At 71.3% G+C, this 19,212-nt stretch carries 17 protein-coding genes; 8 read left to right on the top strand and 9 right to left on the bottom strand.

All coding sequences use genetic code 11. The features are described from left to right. The first annotated feature begins 52 nt into the window (after positions 1-52). Positions 53-1,294, top strand: a complete 1,242-nt coding sequence (locus ACQPY4_RS12355; RefSeq protein ID WP_433335629.1) for a cytochrome P450 — start codon at positions 53-55, stop codon at positions 1,292-1,294. A gap of 75 nt (positions 1,295-1,369) precedes the next feature. Continuing rightward, a complete protein-coding gene (locus tag ACQPY4_RS12360; RefSeq protein WP_433335631.1) occupies positions 1,370-2,203 on the top strand; it encodes an NAD(P)H-binding protein in 834 nt (277 codons plus the stop codon). Here ACQPY4_RS12360 and ACQPY4_RS12365 read toward each other — a convergent pair. Then, positions 2,200-2,871, bottom strand: coding sequence for a hypothetical protein (locus tag ACQPY4_RS12365; RefSeq protein WP_433335633.1), 672 nt, complete (start codon positions 2,869-2,871; stop codon positions 2,200-2,202). The two genes, ACQPY4_RS12360 and ACQPY4_RS12365, sit on opposite strands and share 4 nt — an antisense overlap. A 40-nt stretch (positions 2,872-2,911) precedes the next feature. Then, a complete protein-coding gene (locus tag ACQPY4_RS12370; protein WP_433335635.1) occupies positions 2,912-3,310 on the bottom strand; it encodes a winged helix-turn-helix transcriptional regulator in 399 nt (132 codons plus the stop codon). A 68-nt stretch (positions 3,311-3,378) separates the two neighbouring features. On the opposite strand from ACQPY4_RS12370, the gene ACQPY4_RS12375 reads away from it, so the two are divergent. From ACQPY4_RS12375 to ACQPY4_RS12385, 3 genes are all read left to right on the top strand, one after another. Further along, the gene (locus ACQPY4_RS12375; protein WP_433335637.1) at positions 3,379-4,032 is read left to right on the top strand and encodes a nitroreductase family protein; all 654 of its coding nucleotides are present in this window, start codon (positions 3,379-3,381) and stop codon (positions 4,030-4,032) included. Positions 4,033-4,270: 238 nt separating this feature from the next. Next, on the top strand, positions 4,271-5,239 hold the full coding sequence (locus tag ACQPY4_RS12380; RefSeq protein WP_433335639.1) for a pirin family protein: 969 nt from the start codon (positions 4,271-4,273) through the stop codon (positions 5,237-5,239). Between the two features lie 118 nt (positions 5,240-5,357). Then, complete coding sequence (locus ACQPY4_RS12385; protein ID WP_433335641.1) at positions 5,358-6,806, top strand: TerD family protein; 1,449 nt, start codon at positions 5,358-5,360, stop codon at positions 6,804-6,806. A gap of 21 nt (positions 6,807-6,827) precedes the next feature. On the opposite strand, the gene ACQPY4_RS12390 is transcribed toward ACQPY4_RS12385, so the two are convergent. Together ACQPY4_RS12390 and ACQPY4_RS12395 are read right to left on the bottom strand one after the other, a co-directional pair. Continuing rightward, on the bottom strand, positions 6,828-7,457 hold the full coding sequence (locus tag ACQPY4_RS12390) for an endonuclease (RefSeq protein WP_433335643.1): 630 nt from the start codon (positions 7,455-7,457) through the stop codon (positions 6,828-6,830). 48 nt (positions 7,458-7,505) lie between these two features. Beyond that, positions 7,506-8,264 (bottom strand): ribonuclease HII, encoded by a 759-nt coding sequence (locus ACQPY4_RS12395; RefSeq protein ID WP_433338900.1) that lies wholly within the window; start codon positions 8,262-8,264, stop codon positions 7,506-7,508. Between the two features lie 235 nt (positions 8,265-8,499). Between ACQPY4_RS12395 and ACQPY4_RS12400 the strand changes: the two genes are divergently transcribed. Together ACQPY4_RS12400 and ACQPY4_RS12405 are read left to right on the top strand one after the other, a co-directional pair. Continuing rightward, the gene (locus ACQPY4_RS12400) at positions 8,500-10,932 is read left to right on the top strand and encodes an AAA family ATPase (protein WP_433335645.1); all 2,433 of its coding nucleotides are present in this window, start codon (positions 8,500-8,502) and stop codon (positions 10,930-10,932) included. Between the two features lie 57 nt (positions 10,933-10,989). Continuing rightward, complete coding sequence (locus ACQPY4_RS12405; protein WP_433335647.1) at positions 10,990-12,075, top strand: winged helix DNA-binding domain-containing protein; 1,086 nt, start codon at positions 10,990-10,992, stop codon at positions 12,073-12,075. A 12-nt stretch (positions 12,076-12,087) separates the two neighbouring features. Here the strand turns inward: ACQPY4_RS12405 and ACQPY4_RS12410 are convergent, their stop codons facing one another. After that, positions 12,088-12,681: a TetR/AcrR family transcriptional regulator gene (locus ACQPY4_RS12410; RefSeq protein ID WP_433335649.1), complete on the bottom strand. Its 594-nt coding sequence runs from the start codon at positions 12,679-12,681 to the stop codon at positions 12,088-12,090. A 79-nt stretch (positions 12,682-12,760) separates the two neighbouring features. Here ACQPY4_RS12410 and ACQPY4_RS12415 point away from each other — a divergent pair, with 79 nt between their 5' ends. After that, complete coding sequence (locus ACQPY4_RS12415; protein ID WP_433335651.1) at positions 12,761-13,504, top strand: SDR family NAD(P)-dependent oxidoreductase; 744 nt, start codon at positions 12,761-12,763, stop codon at positions 13,502-13,504. A 666-nt stretch (positions 13,505-14,170) separates the two neighbouring features. On the opposite strand, the gene ACQPY4_RS12420 is transcribed toward ACQPY4_RS12415, so the two are convergent. The 4 genes from ACQPY4_RS12420 to ACQPY4_RS12435 are packed head-to-tail and all read right to left on the bottom strand — an operon-like array spanning position 14,171 to position 19,156. Then, positions 14,171-15,019, bottom strand: coding sequence for a biotin-dependent carboxyltransferase family protein (locus ACQPY4_RS12420; protein WP_433335653.1), 849 nt, complete (start codon positions 15,017-15,019; stop codon positions 14,171-14,173). After that, positions 15,016-15,633 (bottom strand): 5-oxoprolinase subunit B family protein, encoded by a 618-nt coding sequence (locus tag ACQPY4_RS12425; protein WP_433335655.1) that lies wholly within the window; start codon positions 15,631-15,633, stop codon positions 15,016-15,018. The genes ACQPY4_RS12420 and ACQPY4_RS12425 overlap by 4 nt, the downstream gene beginning before the upstream one ends. After that, a complete protein-coding gene (locus tag ACQPY4_RS12430; RefSeq protein ID WP_433335657.1) occupies positions 15,630-16,382 on the bottom strand; it encodes a LamB/YcsF family protein in 753 nt (250 codons plus the stop codon). The genes ACQPY4_RS12425 and ACQPY4_RS12430 overlap by 4 nt, the downstream gene beginning before the upstream one ends. A 26-nt stretch (positions 16,383-16,408) precedes the next feature. Beyond that, positions 16,409-19,156: a TY-Chap domain-containing protein gene (locus tag ACQPY4_RS12435; RefSeq protein WP_433335659.1), complete on the bottom strand. Its 2,748-nt coding sequence runs from the start codon at positions 19,154-19,156 to the stop codon at positions 16,409-16,411. Positions 19,157-19,212 lie beyond the last annotated feature (56 nt).

Below are 19,212 nucleotides of genomic sequence, written 5' to 3' on the forward strand. Positions count from 1 at the left end.
CGGGCGGCTAGGGTCTCCGGCCTTGAAGCGGGCACACGGAGGGACGAGAGAGATGTCTGCTGCTGGGCACGACACCGACGCCGATCGCATCGCCCATCCCTTCTATATGGACGCCGAGGGGATCAATCGACCTCCTGGTCCGGAGAAGCATCCCCTCTACTCCGAGTTCGCGGCGTCCGGGACGGGGGTGGTCCCGATCGTGCGGACGGTGAACGGGCGGCGGATCGAGGCCAGGCTGGTCTGCCGGTATGCCGACGTGCGCGAGGTGCTGCGTCGTCAGGACGTGTTCTCGCGTTCGGCCGCCGCGGATGCCGACGACGTCGATGTGTCGGGCACGATGCTCGGGATGGACGGCGCGGAGCACGCGCGGGTGCGGGGCATCGTCCGGGACGCGTTCTCCAGGGCGGCCGTCGCCGCGCTCGGTGAGACGCTGGAGAAGACGGCGGCGGATCGGCTGGCGACCATGCGGGCGGGACGCCGGAGCGCCGACCTGATGGCGGACTACGCGATTCCCTTCGCCCTGGACACCATCTGCGATCTCCTCGGGCTGCCCGGTGACGACCGGGCGAAGTTCCGCGGCTGGGGCGACATGTTCCTCGGCACGGCCGACCTCGCCCGGGACGAGGCGGCGGCGTCCGCTCTGCAGATGGGCGGCTACCTGTGGGAGCAGATCGAGCAGAGGCGCGCCGAACCTTCTGGTGATCTGCTCTCCCGGATCGCCGTCGAGGGGGCGGACGAGTCGCCGGACGTCCAGATCAAGCTGGCGCTGGCCCTGGTCGTGGGCGGGTGGGAGACGGCCGCGAGTTCGATCGCCCGTTTCGTCTATGTGCTGCGCACCCATCCGTATGGCGATTTCGAGACCGCTTGGGATTACCTCCTGGCGCGTCCCGAGGAGGTCGACGGCGCGTTCACCGAGCTGGAGCGGCTCTACTCGACCACGGCCGGGGACGACATGCCGCGACGGGTGATGGCGGACGTGGAGTTGCCCAGCGGCGTCCGGTTGAGCGAAGGGGACATCGTCATCCCGTCGCACGATGCCGCCAATCGCGATCCCCGGGTGTTCGACGATCCCGCCGAGATGAACCTCCGTCGTGATCCCAACGCGCATATGTCGTATGGGTTTGGCACGCATTATTGCATTGGCGCTCCTCTTGGGAGCCTGGAGATCCGGATCGCCATCCGGGCGTTGCTGCGGGAACTGCCCACATTGCGTTTGGCCGTGCCGTCCGGCGACGTCCGCTGGAAAGCGGGCCACGTCATCACGACTCCGGAGGCTCTGCCGGTCGAGTGGTGAGCCGTGGACGATCGGCCATCGATCGTGGACGGGCGAACATGTCCGTCTCTTCCGGGGGACGGTTGACTTAGTCGCATGACGAGAAATGCGAACGAGTTCCTGGTTCTGGGGGCGACGGGAAAGACCGGGCGCCGGGTGGTGCGGCGGCTGCGGGACGAGGGGCGGACGGTGCGGGCCGCATCCCGGTCCGGGGAGGTGCGGTTCGACTGGGCCGAGCCCGCGACCTGGAAAGACGCGCTGGACGGGGCTTTGAGGGTCTACCTCGTCGCCCCGGACGACCCCGCGCCGATCGGCGACTTCGTCGCGGCGGCCGTCGGCGCGGGCGTCGAGCGATTCGTGGTGCTCTCCGGGCGTGATGTGAGCGAATTCGACGGCGGTTTCGGCGCGGGGATGGTCGCGGCCGAAAAGGCCGTGCGCGATTCCGGTGTCGAGTGGACGATCATCGGCGCGAACAATTTCAATCAGAACTTCGACGAGGATCTGTGGCGGGAACCGCTGCGTTCCGGGCGCCTCGCACTGCCGATCGGTGACATGGGGGAGCCATTCGTCGACCTCGAAGATCTGGCCGATGTCGCCGTGGCACTCCTTGCCAAGGACGGCCATGCGGGGCAGAACTACGCCCTTTCCGGGCCGCGGGGACTGACCTTCGGTGAGGCTGTGGAGGTGATTTCCAAGGCGGCCGGACGTCCCATGCGATATGTGGAACTGACCCCGGCGGAGTACCGCACCGAACTGGGCGCCGAGGGTTACCCGGACGAGGCCGTCGACTCCCTCGACGCCCTGTTCGCGATCCTCCGAGCGGGCCACCTCGCCGAACCCACCGACACGGTGGAGAAGGTGCTCGGACGTCCCCCGATCGACTTCGAGACCTATGCCGCCCGTGCCGCGGCGAGCGGCGCCTGGTCCTAGCCCCGGGTGATGGAGGTGTGCAGGGTGTAGCGCTTGAAGCCGAGCGGACGGATGCCGTCGAGGCCGGCGAGCAGTTCGGGCAGGCGTCCGTTCCGGCCGGTCTCGCCGCTGATGAGCCTCTCGTGGGACGCCGCGTCCACGAACTCGGCGTAGTTGAGCATTCGGGAGCCGTCCGTGGCGATGTGGAAGTGCGAGCCGAGGCCGCCCGGGGGCAGGTCCACACCGTCGTAGGTCTCGATCAGGGTGTCGACGAGGGTGCGGGCGGCGTCGGCGTCGGCGGTCTCGAACTGGACGATCACGATCGAGCCCGGTGAGCCGTCGCCGTCGCCGCCGTCGCCGTCGAAGGCGGTGCGGTAGAGGCGGTACTCGACGGGCTCCTCGCGGGTCACGCCGGGCGCGACCTCCCCCGTGAGCGGCGTCCGCTCGGTCTCGGCGAACGCGCGGTAGGCGTCGTGGCTGGTCCAGGGTTTGTAGGCCAGCAGGGAGGTGCCGTCGTCGCTGACGTAGAGGTTCAGCGAGACCGAGCCGCGCGGCGGCGCCCCGGCGCTCCAGCCCCGGGCGATGGCCTCGGCGCCCGCGAGCTGGCGCTCGCGCGTCCCGACGTCCCACTGGTTGATCAGGACGACGCCCACGTCGTCGCGGGTGATGTCCGGGTAGGTGCTGTTCATGACCCCGAAGCTACGAACCGGACGACCGGGACGGCATCGGTCACATGACCGGTCCCTTCCCGGCGGCGACGCGCGCGCGGGCCGCCTCGATCGCGTTGATGTTGGTCTCCGCCCATTCCCGGAGCGCCGAGACCGGGCCCGCGAGACCGCGTCCGAGTTCGGTGAGGTCGTACTCCACCCGGGGCGGGACGACGGGATGCACGGTCCGCGTGACGAACCCGTCGGTCTCCAGGGCGCGCAGCGTCTGGGTGAGCATCTTCTGTGACACGCCCTCGATGCGGCGGCTCAGGTCGGTGTAGCGCATGGTGCCCTCCTCCATGAGCGCGGCCACGACCAGGACCGTCCACTTCCCGGCGATGTGGTCGATGACCTGGCGGGTCGGGCACTTGGCGGAGTAGACGTCGGCGGGGAGCCCGGACGACTCGACGAGGGTCCTCATGTCAGGAGAGTAACGCACTAATTAGTGCCCTCTTCCTAAAAGAGAGCCACTCTCCAATAGTTAGAGACATGACGAAGCAAACCTTGTCCGTCGCGGAGGCGATCCGCACGCGCCGCACGATCCGCCACTACCGGCCCGACCCGATCCCCGAGACCCTCCTGGACGAACTGCTGGACCTCGCCCTTGAGGCGCCCAGCAGCTGGAACCTCCAGGACCGCTCGATCGTCGCCGTCAGCAGCCCCGAGGGTCTCGAAGGGCTGACCTGGGCCGCCGGTGGTCAACCCCAGCCGAACGAGGCCCCTGTCGTCCTGGTCTTCGTCGCCGAGCCGCAGCTGTGGCGGGACGACAACGCCGACATCTACGACACCGCCCGCGCGTCCGGGGCGTGGAACGACGAGTTCATCACCTGGTTCGCCGGTGAGACCCGTGCCTTCCAGGAGAGCCTGGACCAGCGCGGCCTCCTCCGCGAATACGCGATCAAGGACGCCATGATCGCGGCCACCTACGTCATGCTGGCCGCCACCGAGATGGGCCTGGCCACCTCGCCCATGAACGGCTGGGACGAGTCCAAGGTCAAGAAGGTCCTCGGCATCGAGGACCGCGACGACCTCGCGATCGCCCTCATGGTCTCCGTCGGCTACTCCGACGAGGAGCGCGCCCACCCGGGACGCCGCGAACGCCACCGCAACCTCTTCTTCGACCGCTACGCCCCGTCCTCCTGAACCCCGCCCACCCCACGAGCCCGGCACCCGACCAACTGACCATCGTGCCCGCCCGGGTGGGCGCCGTGCCCGTGCACTTGAGCTCGCGGTCGTGCGGTGGCGTCGCGTCCGTCCGTCCGAGCGTCGCGCTCGTGGGTTGGGCGGCGCTTGTTCGGCTGTGTGCCGCGTTCGCCCACACGAGCTCGTACGCGTGCGCCCCGCGCCGGTCGGTAGTTTGGAGCGGACGGAGGGGGACGTGGTGAGTGATCTGGATGTGCGGCCGGCGGCGCGGGTTTGCGGGGGGCGTGAGGAGGTCGCGGCTCAGCCGGTGCGGGAGTTGCTGAAGCCTCGGGACGTGCCGCTCGGGGAGAGCAGCGTGGTGCGCAGGCTGCTGCCGACCTTGGGGCGTCGGATGGTCGGGGCCTGGTGCTTTGTCGATCACTACGGGCCGGACGACATCTCCGACGAGCCCGGCATGCAGGTCGCGCCGCATCCGCATATCGGGCTGCAGACGGTGAGCTGGCTGCACGCCGGTGAGGTGCTGCATCGCGACAGTCTGGGGAGCGCGCAGGTCGTCCGGCCCAGAGAGCTCGGTCTCATGACCGCCGGACGGGCCATCGCGCATTCGGAGCAGTCGCCCGGCGGCCACTCGGCGATCCTGCACGGCGCTCAGCTCTGGGTGGCCTTGCCGGACGCTCATCGGCACACCGACCCGGCCTTCGAGCACCACGCCGAGTTGCCGGTCGTCACCTCGGCCGGTGGGTTGAGCGCGACCGTGATCCTGGGGGAGCTGGACGGCGCGGCCTCGCCGGGCAGCACGTTCACGCCGATCATGGGGGCCGATCTCAGCCTGGCCGACGGCGTGGACGTCGCCGTCCCGGTGGAACCCGACTTCGAGTACGCGGTGCTGACGATGTCCGGGGTGACCGAGGTCGACGGTGTCCGGCTGGACCCGGGTTCGATGCTCTACCTCGGCTGTGGCCGCCGGGAACTGCCGCTACGCGCGTACGGGAACAGTGCGCTGCTGTTGCTGGGCGGTGAGCCCTTCGAAGAGAAGCTGGTCATGTGGTGGAACTTCGTCGGGCGGACGGGGGACGAGATCGCCCAGGCGCGCCGCGAATGGGCCGAGGGGGAGCGGTTCGGTGCCGTCCCGGGCTATGAGGGTCCGTCCATCCCGGCGCCCGCGCTTCCCGATCTTCCGCTGAAACCCCGTGGCCGCACACGCTAGGCGCCATGTCCGCGTGGGATCGTAATCTCCGGTCACGTCATGCCCGCCGGGGGCGAGTTTCGCTCCGCGGGGCGCGTGCCCGTAGGTTGGTCACGTTGGACGAGGAAGGGGAGCGTTCATGTCGTTGCAGAAGGGCGCCAACACACCGGTGCCGGTTCCCTCGGTACGGGTCGAGCTGGGCTGGCAAGGCGGACCTGACGCCGACGCCTCCGCGCTGATGCTCGCCGGGACGGGCAAGGTGCGGTCGGACGACGACTTCGTCTTTTACAACCAGCCGTCGCATCGCTCGGGCGCCGTCCGGTACGAGGGCAAGCAGCCCGGCGCGACCGTGCGGGACATCCTGGCGATCGAGCTGGGACGGGTCGAGCCCGACATCGAGAAGATCGTGATCGCGGCGTCCGCCGACAGCGGGACGTTCGGCCAGTTCCAGGGCCTGTACGTGCGGGTCCTGGACGCGGCCAACGGTGCCGAGGTCGCGCGGTTCGACAGCCCGAGCGCCACCACCGAGACGGCGTTCGTGCTCGGTGAGCTGTACCGCCGCCAGGGTTCGTGGAAGTTCCGCGCGGTGGGCCAGGGGTATGACACCGGCCTCGCCGGGCTGGCCACGGACTACGGCATCAGTGTCGACGACCCGGGGCAGCAGGCGCCTCCGCCGCCGCCCCAGCAGGCGGCCCCGCCGCCTCCGCAGCACTACTCGCCCCCGCCGCAGCAGCAGTACGCGCCGCCGCCACCCCCGCCGCAGCAGTACTCGCCGCCCCCGCCTCCGCCGCAGCAGTACTCGCCTCCTCCGGCGCAGTTCCCGCCGCCGGACCAGCAGTTCTCGCCCCCGCCGTCCCCGGGGCAGTACACGCCTCCGCCGCCTCCGCCCCAGCAGCAGCAGTACGCGCCTCCGCCTCCGCCACCCGGGCAGCAGATGCCGCAGCAACAGCAGCAGGGCGGCAAGATCTCGCTGACGAAGAGCTCGCCCTCGGTGTCGCTGTCCAAGCACGGCGCGACGTCCGGCAACATGCGCGTCAACCTCAACTGGACGGCCCGTGAGGGCGCGGCCAAGGGGTTCATGGGCAAGCTGCGCCGGGGCACCGACCTCGACCTCGACTTGTGCTGCCTGTGGGAGCTGAAGGACGGGCGCAAGGGCATCATCCACGCGCTCGGCGACTTCGGCGCGCTGAACCGCGCCCCCTACATCCAGCTCGACCAGGACGACCGGACCGGGACGGTCGAGACGGGCGAGAACCTGACGATCAACCTCGACCACACCGCCGAGTTCAAGCGGATCCTGGTCTTCGCCGAGATCTACGACGGCGCCGACGACTTCCGCGGGCTGTCGGCCACGGCGACGCTGTTCCCGTTGAACTCGCCCCCGATCGACATGACGATCGACGGCTGCGTCGACGCCTCGCGCGACGCCGTCCTGGCGCTCATCGAGAACGTGAACGGTGAGCTCGTGGTGCGCCGGGAGGGGCACTTCGTGCTGCCGCCCCCCGGGCGCCCGCGCTGGGGCAAGATGTCGGTCGACCAGCGGTACGGCTGGAACCTGGAGTGGGTCTCCGCGCGCGGCAAGGACTGACGCTCGGTCCTTCCGCGACGCTCAGTCCTTGAGCGAGTCCGCGAGCTTCTTGTCGCGGGCCACGCGGACGAGCGCCGACGAGAGGCGGGCGAGGTCCTTGGGCTGGACCTCGTCCGCCAGCTTGTCGGGCTTGGTGGGCAGGTCCAGCCGCTCGGCCCCCTTGAGGACGAGGTCGTCGAAGTGGGGGCGGAGCCAAGGCCAGATGGCCTGGGCCTCACGGAAGAAGATGTCGACCCCCGTGGGGCCGATGCCGGGGAACTCCTTGATCAGTTCGGCGGCGCGGTCCTTGTCGCGGTTGGATTCGATCGCGAGGCGGCGCAGGTCGCCGTTGTACTTCTCCTGGACGAGGTCGGCCATCTCGCCGAGCCGGGTGGCCGTGCTCTCGTCATACCGGACGTAGTGGCCGCGGCCCAGTGCGTCCACCCGCTGCTGCCAGGTCAGCTTGCTCATGCCGCGGGCCGTTCCCCCGCCCGCGGCGAACAGCTCCCGCGCCGCCGCCATCGCGATGTCCGACGCGATGCGGGTGCTGAGCAGGTTCGCCAGCACCAGCAGCCGGAACAGCGCTCCCGGCTGGTCCTTGAGCGTGATGTCGCTCTCCTCGGAGAACGTCTGCCCCGCCTCGTGCAGCAGCTTCTTGACGACAGTGTCCATGGCGTACCTCCCAATACCCGCGCTCTACCCCGGTGGGCTGGGATGAACTCACATGAGGCTGAGCTGACCTTCTCCGGCAAGAGGGTTGCGGTGCCTCTTCAGATGGCGCCACTGTGGCAGGTCGTCCAGATAGGACCACGAGAGCCGATGGTGCGGGGTGGGCCCGTGTTGTTCCAGGCCCTTCTGGTGGACGGGGGACGGGTAGCCCGCGCTGTCAGCGAAGCCGTACCCGGGGTGCTCGGCGTCCAGCGCCGCCATGAGCCGGTCGCGGTGCACCTTGGCCAGGACGGACGCGGCCGCGACCGTCACCGACCGCTGGTCGGCCTTGATCTCGCAGCGCACGCGCCAGCCCCCGCGGCTCCCGATGTAGTCGTGGTTGCCGTCCAGGATCACCATGTCGGGACGATCGGGGAGGGCGTCTAGGGCCCGGACGGCCGCGCGGCGCAGCGCCTCGGTCATCCCGACCTCGTCGATCTCCTCCGGGGAGGCCGACCCGATCGCGTGTCCGGCGAGCCAGCCCGGCAACAGCCCGGCGAAGGTCTCCCGGTGCGACTCGGTGAGCAGCTTGGAGTCGGTCAGGCCGATCCTGCGCTTGCTGTGCTTGCCCCGTCCAGGCAGATCGGGGGGCTCGCTCAGGTCGGTCACGGCGGCGCACACGACCACGGGACCGGCCCAGGCGCCGCGTCCCACCTCGTCCACTCCCGCGATGCGCAGCGGACCGCCGGGCTTCAATCGCGCCTGGAGTTCGTCCTCGATCGCGTAGCCCGCTATACGGGGGAGGGGCGCCGTGGCCTCAGTGCCGTCCAGGCCGGGCAGTGCCTCCGTCGGGTCGGTCAAGAGGTCTCCCAGACGAGTGCGGATGGATGACATCGATCGTAGGGGCGTGCGGGGCCCGGCCGTCCTCATACGCGCTATGCAGGCCAAACGGTGGGACCGCCCCCCGGCGACAACAGATGATCTTCATCCGCCGCGCCCGTCAGGTGTCAACGAACCGGGCGGGGGGAGTCCCGTTCGGACGGGGACTGCGCTTTACTCGCCTTGTATGGCACTGTTCGGGAGATCCCGCTCCCGCCCGGCGGTGGGCACCGCGGCGCGGGATCTTTTCGAGCGCCTGCGGTGCCGATACTTCCAGATCGTTCCCGGCCTGCGATTCCTCGGAGGGCTTGTGATCGTCGCGGGGACCGTGTCGGCCGCGGTCGCGCTGAACCTCCCGGTCGCCGCCATCGCCGCGTTCACGCTCGTCCTGCTGCTGGTGCTGCACCTGACGCTGCGGTCGCCCGCGGGGATGGCGCTGATCCTGGTGATCGTCGGCTGGCTGGGGGCGTCGGTCCCGCTGGCCCGGCTGTATCCCGAGCACCATCTGAGTCTTGAGCTGCTCCTGGGGCTGCTCGCGCTGCCGGTGGCGTTCTTCGCGCTCCGGCTCCGCGGATTCGCCCCGTGGCGGACGGCGCTGATGGCGTTGGCCGCGGCCGGGGTCGTCACGGCCGCGATCGTCCATCCCTTGCCCGACCTCCACGTCGGCCCCGCGTGGGCCGTGGCGTTCGCCGTCCTGGCCTACCGGTGGGACCAGGGGCGCAGAGCGGTGTCGGCCGAGGCCTACGAGACCGGCTGGGTGCAGGAACAGACCAAGGAGCCGTCACCCGAACCGGACCGCGAACCCGACGAGATGCTCGCGGCGGGCGTCCCGGCGTCCACCCAGACGGCCTACGAGCAGCGCGCCGCCGCCGAGACGGTGGACGAACCCGAGGAGACCCCGGAAATCTCCGTGGCCGAGGCGCTCGCCGAACTGGAGGAGATGATCGGCCTCGAACCGGTCAAGCGCCAGGTCCGCTCCATCGCCGCGTCCATCGAGGCCGCCCATCTGCGCGCCGCGGCGGGCGTCCCGACCGAGAAACCGATGCGGCACCTGGTCTTCGTCGGCCCGTCCGGCACCGGCAAGACGACCGTCGCCCGCGTCCTGGCCAAGATCTTCTACGCGTTCGGCCTGCTGCCCGAGGCCCGCGTGGTCGAGGCGCACCGTGCCGACCTGGTCGGGGAGTTCCTCGGCGCCACCGCGATCAAGACCAACCGGCTGGTCGACTCGGCGCTCGGCGGCGTCCTGTTCGTCGACGAGGCGTACGCGCTCAGCAACTCCGCCGAGGGACAACCCGACCGGTTCGGCAACGAAGCGGTCCAGACCCTGCTCAAGCGCGCCGAGGACGACCGCGACAACCTCGTGATCATCCTGGCCGGATACGAGACGCAGATGGAGGAGTTCCTCGACACCAACCCGGGGCTGGCGTCCCGCTTCGGCACCCGGGTGCATTTCCCGTCCTACCGTCCCGCCGAGCTGCTCCGGATCGCGGGCTACCACGCCGGGCTGCGCGACGACCGCTTCGACGACGAGGCCCGCGCGCGCCTCAAGGCCCGGTTCGAGGAGGTCGAGCGGCGCGGCATCGTCGACGAGCTGGGCAACGGCCGCTTCGTCCGGACGCTGACCGAGACCGCCGCGCGCGCCCGCGACGTCCGCGTCGTCGGCGACAGCGACGCCCCGTCCGCCGACGACCTGGTCACGCTGCGCGCCGTCGACATCGACACCGCGTTCGCCGAGGTCACCGAGCGGTACCGCGGCTACGCCGAGACCCCCACCCTGGACGAGGCGCTCGCCGAACTCGAGGACATGATCGGCCTGGCCCCCGTGAAGCGCCAGGTCAAGGAGATCGCCGCCCAGCTCCAGGTCGCCCGCATGCGCCAGGAGCAGGGCCTGGTCACCCGCCCCCCGACCCGGAACTTCGTCTTCACCGGCCCGCCCGGCACCGGCAAGACCACCGTCGCCCGCGTCCTCGGCCGGATCTTCGCCGCCCTCGGCATGCTCGCCCGTCCCGAAGTGATCGAGGCCCAGCGCGCCGACCTGGTCGGCGACCATCTCGGCGCCACCGCCCTCAAGACCAACAAGGTCGTCGACTCGGCGCTCGGGGGCGTCCTGTTCGTCGACGAGGCGTACGCGCTGAGCAACTCCGGCTACAGCGGCGGCGACGCCTTCGGCTCCGAGGCCGTCCAGACCCTCCTCAAGCGCGCCGAGGACGACCGCGACCGTCTCGTCGTCGTCCTGGCGGGCTATGAGGCCGACATGGACCGCTTCCTGTCGTCCAACCCGGGGCTGGCGTCCCGCTTCGACACCCGCGTCGCCTTCCCGTCCTACGGGCCGGACGAGCTCCTGCGCATCGCCCAGCTCATCGCCCACGAGAGCGGCGACCGCTGGGACGAGGAGGCCCTCGACGACCTCGCCCTGGTCTTCCAGCACGCCGTCGGCCGCGGCCGCATCGACGAGCTGGGCAACGGGCGCTTCGCCCGCACCATCTACGAGAAGGCCTGCGCCTCGCGCGCCATGAGGGCCGCCCAGCTCGGCCCGGCCGCCACCACCGCCGACCTCACCACACTGACCAGCGACGACGTCCACACCGCCTTCAAGGAACTCAACCCCCGCCTGGCCTGAGCCCTTCGGCGACCAGGGCCGGGCGGTTTTGTGGGTGGGGTGCGGTGTAATCGGATTATGGCTTCGGTTACTTGGGAGCAGGGGCTGGCCTGGCGGATGCGGCGGCAGTTCATCGACCCGGTCGGGGACGTTTCCGCCGTGGAGGTGGTTCGGCGGCTGGCGGGCGTGCAGGCGCAGGTGGGGTCGGCTGCGGCGCTGGCCATCGCGCTCCGGCAGACGTCCCCGGGGGACGGCGACGTGGCGCGTGCGCTGCTGGACGAGCGGACGCTCGTCAAGACGTGGGCCATGCGCGGGACGCTTCACCTGCTGCCCGCGGACGAAGCCGCGGCCTACCTCGCGCTCTGCGGGACGATCCGCAGCTGGGAGAAGCCGAGCTGGCAGAAGGCGTTCGGCGCGTCCCCGGACGACCTGGAGGCGATCGCCGCCGTGGTCGGGAGCGCGCTGGGCGATGGGGCGGCCCTCACCCGCGAGGAACTCGCCGCCGCGATCATGGACGAGACCGGGTCCGACCATCTCGCCGAGATCCTCGGCTCCGGCTGGGGCATGCTGTTCAAGCCGTTGGCCTGGTGGGGCGTGCTCTGCCACGGGCCGTCCCAGGGCAACCGGATCACCTTCGTGTCGCCGCGGGCGTGGCTGCCGGGGTGGCGCGGGCTGCCGCCGGTCGAGGAGGCCGTGCGGACGGTGATCCGTGGCTTCCTCGGCGCGCACGGCCCGGCCGACGCCGCGATGTTCGACAACTGGCTCATGCGCGGCACCAGCAGGAAGAAGGACGTCAAGGGCTGGTTCGCGATGCTGGAGGACGAGCTGGCGACCGTCGAGGTCGAGGGCGAGCCGATGGTGATGCTGCGCGAGCACGTGGACGAGTTGCTCGCCACCGAGCCGAGCCGGTCCCTGCGGCTGCTCGGGGCGTTCGACCAGTACGTCCTCGGCGCGGGCACCAAGGCCACCTACCTGATCCCGGCCGAGCGCCGCGCGGACGTCAGCCGCAAGGCGGGGTGGATCTCGCCCGTGATCGTCCATGAAGGACGGGTCGCCGGCGTCTGGGAACCCAAGGACGGCGACATCGCGATCACCGCTTTCGGGGAGCTTCCGCGCGATCTCGTCGCCGCGGAAACCGTCCGGTTGCGCGCGTTGCTGCCGTGAGCACGGCCGGGCTCAGCTCGGTCTGGGCGGCCACTGGGCGAGGGTGAGGTCCACCACCCGGTGCAGTTCTTCGCGGGTGGCGCCGCTGACGGCACTGACGGAGATGCCGAAGGTGACCGCCCAGATGTGCCGGGCCAGGTCGTCGGCGTTCAGGTCGGCGGGCAGGTCGCCCTCGGCTTGGGCGCGCTCGAAGCGGGCCGCCAGGGCCGTCTGGGACTGGCGGCGCCTCGACTCCATCTCCGCGCGGACCGCCTCGCCGTGCTTCCCGGCGACCAGGGCGCTGTGCACCATCGGGCAGCCCAGCGCCTCGCCGCCGTACGTCCCGGTGTCGCTGGCGCCGCGCAGCAGGCACTCGGCCACCTCGCGGGCGGTGGGCTTGGCGAAGGCCACCTTGACGTGGGCCGCGGGGCCGTCGAAGTAGCGCTCGATGGCGCGGAAGAACAGTGACTCCTTGTTGCCGTAGGCCGCGTACAGGCTCGGACGGTTGATGCCCATGGCCTCGGTGAGGTCGGAGAGCGCGGTGCCCTCGTAGCCCTGACGCCAGAAGACGTCCAGGGCGATGTCGAGGCCCTTGTCCACGTCGAACTCGCGCGGTCGTCCCGCCATCACTCCACCCCCGCTTCTTCTGTACCGATCGATATAGTACTCTCCTCATTTAATACCGATCGGTACAAAAGGAGTGGCCATGACACTGCAGGACAAGGTCGCGCTGGTGACGGGCGGATCTCGGGGCATCGGGGCGGCGACGGCGCGCGCGCTGGCCGACGCTGGGGCGGACGTCGCGATCAGCTTTGTCGCCTCGTCCGGGCTGGCCGAGGACGTCGTCCGCGACATCAAGGACAAGGGACGGCGCGCCGTGGCCCTGCGCGCCGACCAGGCCGACCGGACGCAGTCGGCCACGCTGGTCGACTCGGTCGTGCGCGAGTTCGGCAGGTTGGACATCCTGGTCAACAACGCCGGGATCATGGCCCGCGGGCAGGTGGGCGACCCCGAGAGCTCGTCCGAGGACCTCGACCGGATGTTCGCCGTCAACGTCGACGGGGTGGTCGCCACGACCCGGGCCGCCGCGCAGGTCATGGAGCAGGACGGCCGGATCATCATGCTCGGCTCGAACCTGGCCTCGCGGTCCATGTTCCCGGGTGTGGCCGACTACGCCGCGACCAAGGCCGCGCTCGTCGGCTACGCCAAGGGCGCCGCGCGTGACCTGGGTCCGCGGCGGATCACCGTCAACGTCCTGCAGTCCGGTTCGTGCGACACCGACATGAACCCGGCGGACGGCCCCAGCGCCGACCGCCAGCGCGCCACCAACGCGCTGAACCGCTACGGCCGTCCCGAGGAGATCGCCGCGGGCGTGCTCTTCCTAGCCCAGCCGACCTCGTCCTTCATCACCGGCAGCGTCCTCACCATCGACGGCGGCGCCATCGCCTGACCCCACGCGTCCCGCTCGGCCAGGGCGTCCTGGTCGGCCCGCGTGCCCCGGTCGGCTCGGTCGGCTCACGCGGCCTGGACGGCCGGCTCGCCCGCTCGCCCGCGCGTCCTGGTCGGCCCGGCGCCCTGATCGACCCGCGCGTCCCGCATGTCCTGCTCGGCCCGCGCGTGCTGCTCGGCTCGGCCCGGGCGTCTCGGTCGGCCAGGCGGCCCGGGTGGCCCGGTGGACCGCCGGCCCTCGCTGGGTCGGCGGTCCGCTGTCATTACTGACGTCCTGGATCGGCAGGTCGGACAGCCCGGTACGGAAGCGCCCGGCTTCCCATAGCCGCCCCACGAGGGAGCCCCGCGGCGTCGTTGAGCGTCGTGCCGGACGGTGCCGTCCGGCACGATCAAACCGCGAGGAGCTCGCCGCGACGTGCCTGCCCCGCGCAACGCCCCGCAGCGGATGCTCGTCGATGAGCCTTCCGACGAGAGTTGCTCTGCGGTACGCCGACACGGAGCTCCGCCGCGACGCGGTTGCCTTGGGTATGCCGACCCTCGCGCGGTGCCGCCGCATAGGGCCCGGCAGGCGGATGCTCGCGCGCCCGGCGGGGTGCCGCCGCCTTCCGGGACGCAGCACGACAAGCGCGCGCGGGATGCTGGCTGCGCGCGATGTGTGCGTCGCCGCCTAGAGGTGGAAGCGGATGTGCTGGCCTGGGCGTAGCTGGGCGGCGGTGGGGAGTTCGGTGGACGCCAGGACGGCGACCACCGGGTAGCCGCCGGTGGTGGGGTGGTCGGCGAGGAAGAGGATGGGCAGGCCGCTGGGCGGGACCTGGAGGGCGCCGACGACCATGCCCTCGCTGCCCAGCTCGCCGTCGCGGTCGCGGTCGAGCTTGGGACCGTCCAGCCGGACGCCGACGCGGTTGGACTCCGAGGTCACCTCGTAGGGCTGCGAGGTGAGGGTCGCGAGAGCCTCGGCGGTGAACCAGTCGTCGCGGGGGCCGGGCAGGATCCGCAGGACGGGTGACGCGGGCAGCGGTGCGACGGGGGCGACGTCCACCTCGATGGGGGCCAGGTCATTGCTCGGGCCTATCGGCAGACGGTCGCCCTGGGCGAGGGGGGCGGGTCCTAGGCCGGAGAGGAGGTCGGTCGAGCGGCTGCCCAGCGTCGGTTCGATCGCGATGCCGCCGCGTATGGCGAGATAGGTCCGGAGGCCCTCGGCAGGAAGGCCGACCTCGACCACGGCACCCGGGGGGACGAAGCACGGGGTGTTGGGTCCGTGGGCGCGGGCGTTTATGCGGAGCGTGGTGGGCGCGCCGGTCGCCGCGAGCCAGGTCGGACGGTCGAAGCGCAGGGTGGTTCCGCCCAGGGTGAGCTCCAGGCCCGCGGTGTTCTCCGGGTTGCCCACCAGACGGTTGGCGAGGCGAAGCGCGCGCGGGTCGGCCGCTCCGGATCGGGGGACGCCCAGGTGCGCGTGGCCGGGGCGTCCGAGGTCCTGGATCGTTGCGAGAGGCCCAGGACGCAGGACCTCGATCAACGGGCCTCCTCGGGGACGAAACGGATCCGCGTACCCGGTTGCAGGAGCGACGGCGGGTCGCGCCGGACGTCCCAGAGAGGAATCTCGGTCCTCCCCAGAAGCCGCCAGCCCCCGGGGGAGCGGGACGGGTAGATGGCCGCGTACGGTCCCGCGATCGCGACCGAGCCCGCCGGGACGGCCGTGCGCGGCGATGCCCGGCGGGAGACGTGCAGGGCCGGATCGAGGCCGGAGAGGTAGCCGAAACCGGGGGAGAAGCCCAGATAGGCGACCGTGTATGTAGGAGTGGCGTGACGCTCCACGACCTCGCCGGGAGTCAGGCCGGTGAGTTCGGCGACCTCCGCGATGTCCTCGCCGTCGTAGCGCACCCGCACCTCCAGGAGTTCGGGCGCGACCGCGTCATGATCGGGAAGCCGGAGGGACGGAAGGTGCGCGGCGAGCCGTCCGAGATCGCATGACGCCGGATCGGTGACCACTAGGACGGTGCTCTCCCCGGGGACGACATCGATGATCCCGGGGAGTGCCGCCTCCCGTATGGCCGCGTTCAGCCGGTGGGCGGTCGCGAGGTCGCCGGTCTCGACGAGCAACGCCGTGTCCCCCGAAGGCAGCACCCTCATGCGAACGGCTCCACCGTGACGGCGGCGCCGGTCAGGGCGTCCCGGACGGACCGGGCGAGCTCGACCGCGCCGGGCGTGTCGCCGTGCACGCAGATCGACCGGGCCTTCAGCGCGACCTCGGTGCCGTCAACGGCCACCACCGTCCCCTCGACGGCCATGCGGACCGCGCGGCGCGTCACCGCGTCCGGGTCGTGGACGACCGCGCCGGGCTCGCGGCGGGGTACCAGGCGCCCCTCCCGGGTGTACGCGCGGTCGGCGAAGCATTCGGCCACCACGGTCAGCCCTTCCGCCACCTCATACACGGCCGAACCAGGGAGCGTCAGGATTGGCAGGGCCGGGTCGTAGGCGCGGACTGCCTCGACTACAGCGCGCGCCTGCACCGGGTCACGCGTGATGCGGTTGTACAGGGCGCCATGCGGTTTGACGTAGGCGACGCGGCCGCCCTCGGTGCGCGCGATGCCGTCCAGTGCCGCGAGTTGATAGAGCACCTCGGCGGTGAGTTCGGGGGCGGCGACGTCCATCTCACGGCGGCCGAATCCCGCCAGATCGCGGTACGAGACCTGTGCGCCGATCGTCACGCCGCGCGCGACCGCCTCCGCGCAGACCCGCCGCATGATCAGCGGGTCGCCGGCATGGAACCCGCACGCCACGTTGGCGCTGGTGATCACCTGGAGGAGGGCCTCGTCGTCGCCGAGCCGCCAGATGCCCAGGCCCTCGCCGAGATCCGCGTTGATGTCGATGACCGCCATGCCCCCAGATCTATCACTGCCGGGAGTCAGACGGCCTCCTCGCGCAGGTCCTCGACCTCGGCGCGCGGCGCCCACGCCTGGTAGACGCCCCGGTCGAACGGTTCCAGGCCGAGGCGCTCGGCCACCGGAGCCTTGCCGCCGGTGTACTCCAGCCGCAGCCAGTCCTCGTGCTCGCCCAGCACCACGAAGGGCTCACCCCGCCACGTGCAGAACGTGTTCACGTAGGCGAGCCGGTCGACCTCAGCGGCGGGCACCACCCGCACATGCCGATCGGGGGCGACGGCGGAGAATCCCTCTGCCGGACGCGCCAGGTACAGCCGCACCTGCGCCCCGTCTGGGCTCGCCTCATAGTCAGCGCCGCGCCATCGCGCATAGAAACCGTGCCGGACGGTCATGGCCGTCCCCCCCGTATGGTCGGCCGACGGCTGCCGGACGGGCACCTCGACGATCGGCCTCGGCACCCACTGCCGCCGGTCGGCGTCGAACCCCGCGACCAGCGTCTCCCCACCGGCGCGATCGAGGACGTACAACTCCGCCCCATGGGGCAGCCGCTGGCTGTCGATCTTGAACTCGGGAACCGCCGTCCCGTCCCCGGGCGCGTAGCCAGAACCCGGGAAGGGCGCCTTCTCGATCACCCATCCACCGGGGATGATCCCCATGCTCCACTCGTCGATCCCGCCGAGCGGCTTGCGGAACAACCCCGGCTTCACCGCCGCCCACCGGATCACGTGGATCGTGTCGTCCCCGGGAGAGAAAGGCGAGTCCTGGTACACGAGCCCAAGCCCCCGCACGAGCCGGGCCGGAGTGTTCAACTCCTGAACGTCCCGGAGCCGATGCACATACCCGGCGACCCGGTCGTACCCGCCTTCCAGATAGTGCGGCACATGCTCGGCCCGCACGACCTTCTGCATCACGACCGCCTCGACCCCGAGATACGGCTCACCGGCCACGCCGTTCCCGGCCGACGTGTCAAACGCCGGAATCGCCTCGGGCACGCCCGACTCGCTCGCCCCCGGCGCCCCATACGAATCAAAAACGGGAGTCGCCTGCGACTGGCCCACGACGGGCGACGAGGAAGGGTTTGCCAGGGCGGCGGTTGGGTCGGGCACCGCGTCGAAGGAGGGGATGGCCTGGGGCTGACCCGGGCCGGGCGGCGCGGCGGGGAACGCGGGGGCGACGGGCGGCTCGGGTGCCGCGTTAAAGGCGGGCGTTGCCTCCGGCTCGTCGGCCGGGGGGCGGCCGAACTCGGGGGAGGTGTCGAAGGCGGTGTAGGACTCCTCATCCGATGCTGGCATCGACACGGCGGTCGTCGGTTCGGCGGCCGCGTCGGAGGCGGGCACCGCCTCGGACTCTTCGGGGCCGGGGGGCGAGAAGGCGGCGGGTGGTTCGGGTGCCGCGTTGAAGGCGGGCGTCGCCTTTGCCTCAGCGGCCGGGGGCTCGCTGAAGCCGGGGGAGGTGTCGAAGGCGGTGGAGGACCCCTCGCCCGATGCCGATGCCGATGCCGACGTGGCGGTGCTGGTGTCGTCCGACCAGGTGTCGAGTTTGGGCGCCACCGGAGCCTGGTTTTCGGGGGCGGTGTCCGCGAGCGGTAGCTGCTCGTGGTCGGGCTGTGTGAAGACGGGGGGAGCGCTTGGCGGCGCGACGTCCGCCGGAGGCTCAGCGCCCGGGGACGAGGCGTCGAATGTGGACGCGGTCTCTGCGATCGGGGGTGCCACGGCGACGCTGGGCGTTGCCGCCGAGTATGGGGCGGCGGCCGTGGGCGCTGCTGCTACGGGCTCGACCTCAACTGTGGGGGCGGCTGCTACGGGCTCGACATCAGCCGTGGGCGTGACGGATGCCGAGGGGACGTCGGTAGGGGTGAGGCGGCCGTTGGCGGTACGGGGTTCGGATTGCGCGGCGGGCCTGGGCTGCGGCTCGTCCTCTGTGGGGTGGAGGAGGGACTGGGCGTCCAGGTACGCGGCGCTGGGGAGGCCCGGGTTGATCGCCAGTTGCCACTGGGGGTGCGGCCAGTCGCGGGCGAGCCGGGTCAGCGTCGTGGGGCGGTGGTGGACGGCCTGGCCGCGCAGGGAGCGGTCCATGGCCTCGGGCGAGGTGAACGCCAGGACGAAGGTGCCGTCGCCGAACCGGGCCGTGGCGTACTGGTGGTCGGCCTCGGGGACGGTCGCCGGGTCGATCGGGGACGGGAGGCAGAGGGTGGCGCGCGCGAGCAGGTTCAGGTACTCGTCCTGGTCGCCGCGCTCGCGGGCGGAGGCGAGGGCGGTCTCCAGGGAGACGGGCTTGGCCGACCGGCGGGACGACCGGACGGGCTCGTCCTGCGCGTCCGGAATGGCCACGGGGATGCCGAGGCCGGGAAGGGGGAGCGGGCCACCGCCCGCGCCATTGCGACTCGCCTGATAGACCAGCTCAAGCGGAGAGGCGATGCCGTAGACGTCGCGGAACGCTCCGACCATGCGTCCGGCCAGTTCGGCGCATGACTCGGCCTGGCCGGGGGCGGGGTTTCCGGCGCGGTCGGTCATGGTGATCCGGTTCCACCAGTTCAGGTGGTCGCGGCCGTCCGGACGCTGCCAGCCCAGCGCGTCGAGCCGCCGCTCCTGGCGGGACGACAGGGCTCGGGGCAGGAAGGCACTGCCGACCGCCTCGGCGTCGGTCCGGTCGCCCGATCGCATCGCCTGCGTGTACGGCAGCCCGCCCGGCGCCTGAACGATCAGGAACGAGTGGACCGGCAGCCGCATCAACTCGATGGTCAGCCTGGTGGCGAAGTCGTTCCAGTCCAATCGGGCCCAGCCTTACTCCGCTTTCATGTTCGGTACACCGTACTCGACGGTAGCGC

The sequence above is a fragment of the Spirillospora sp. CA-294931 genome, from assembly GCF_050946795.1.
Taxonomy (GTDB): domain Bacteria; phylum Actinomycetota; class Actinomycetes; order Streptosporangiales; family Streptosporangiaceae; genus Spirillospora.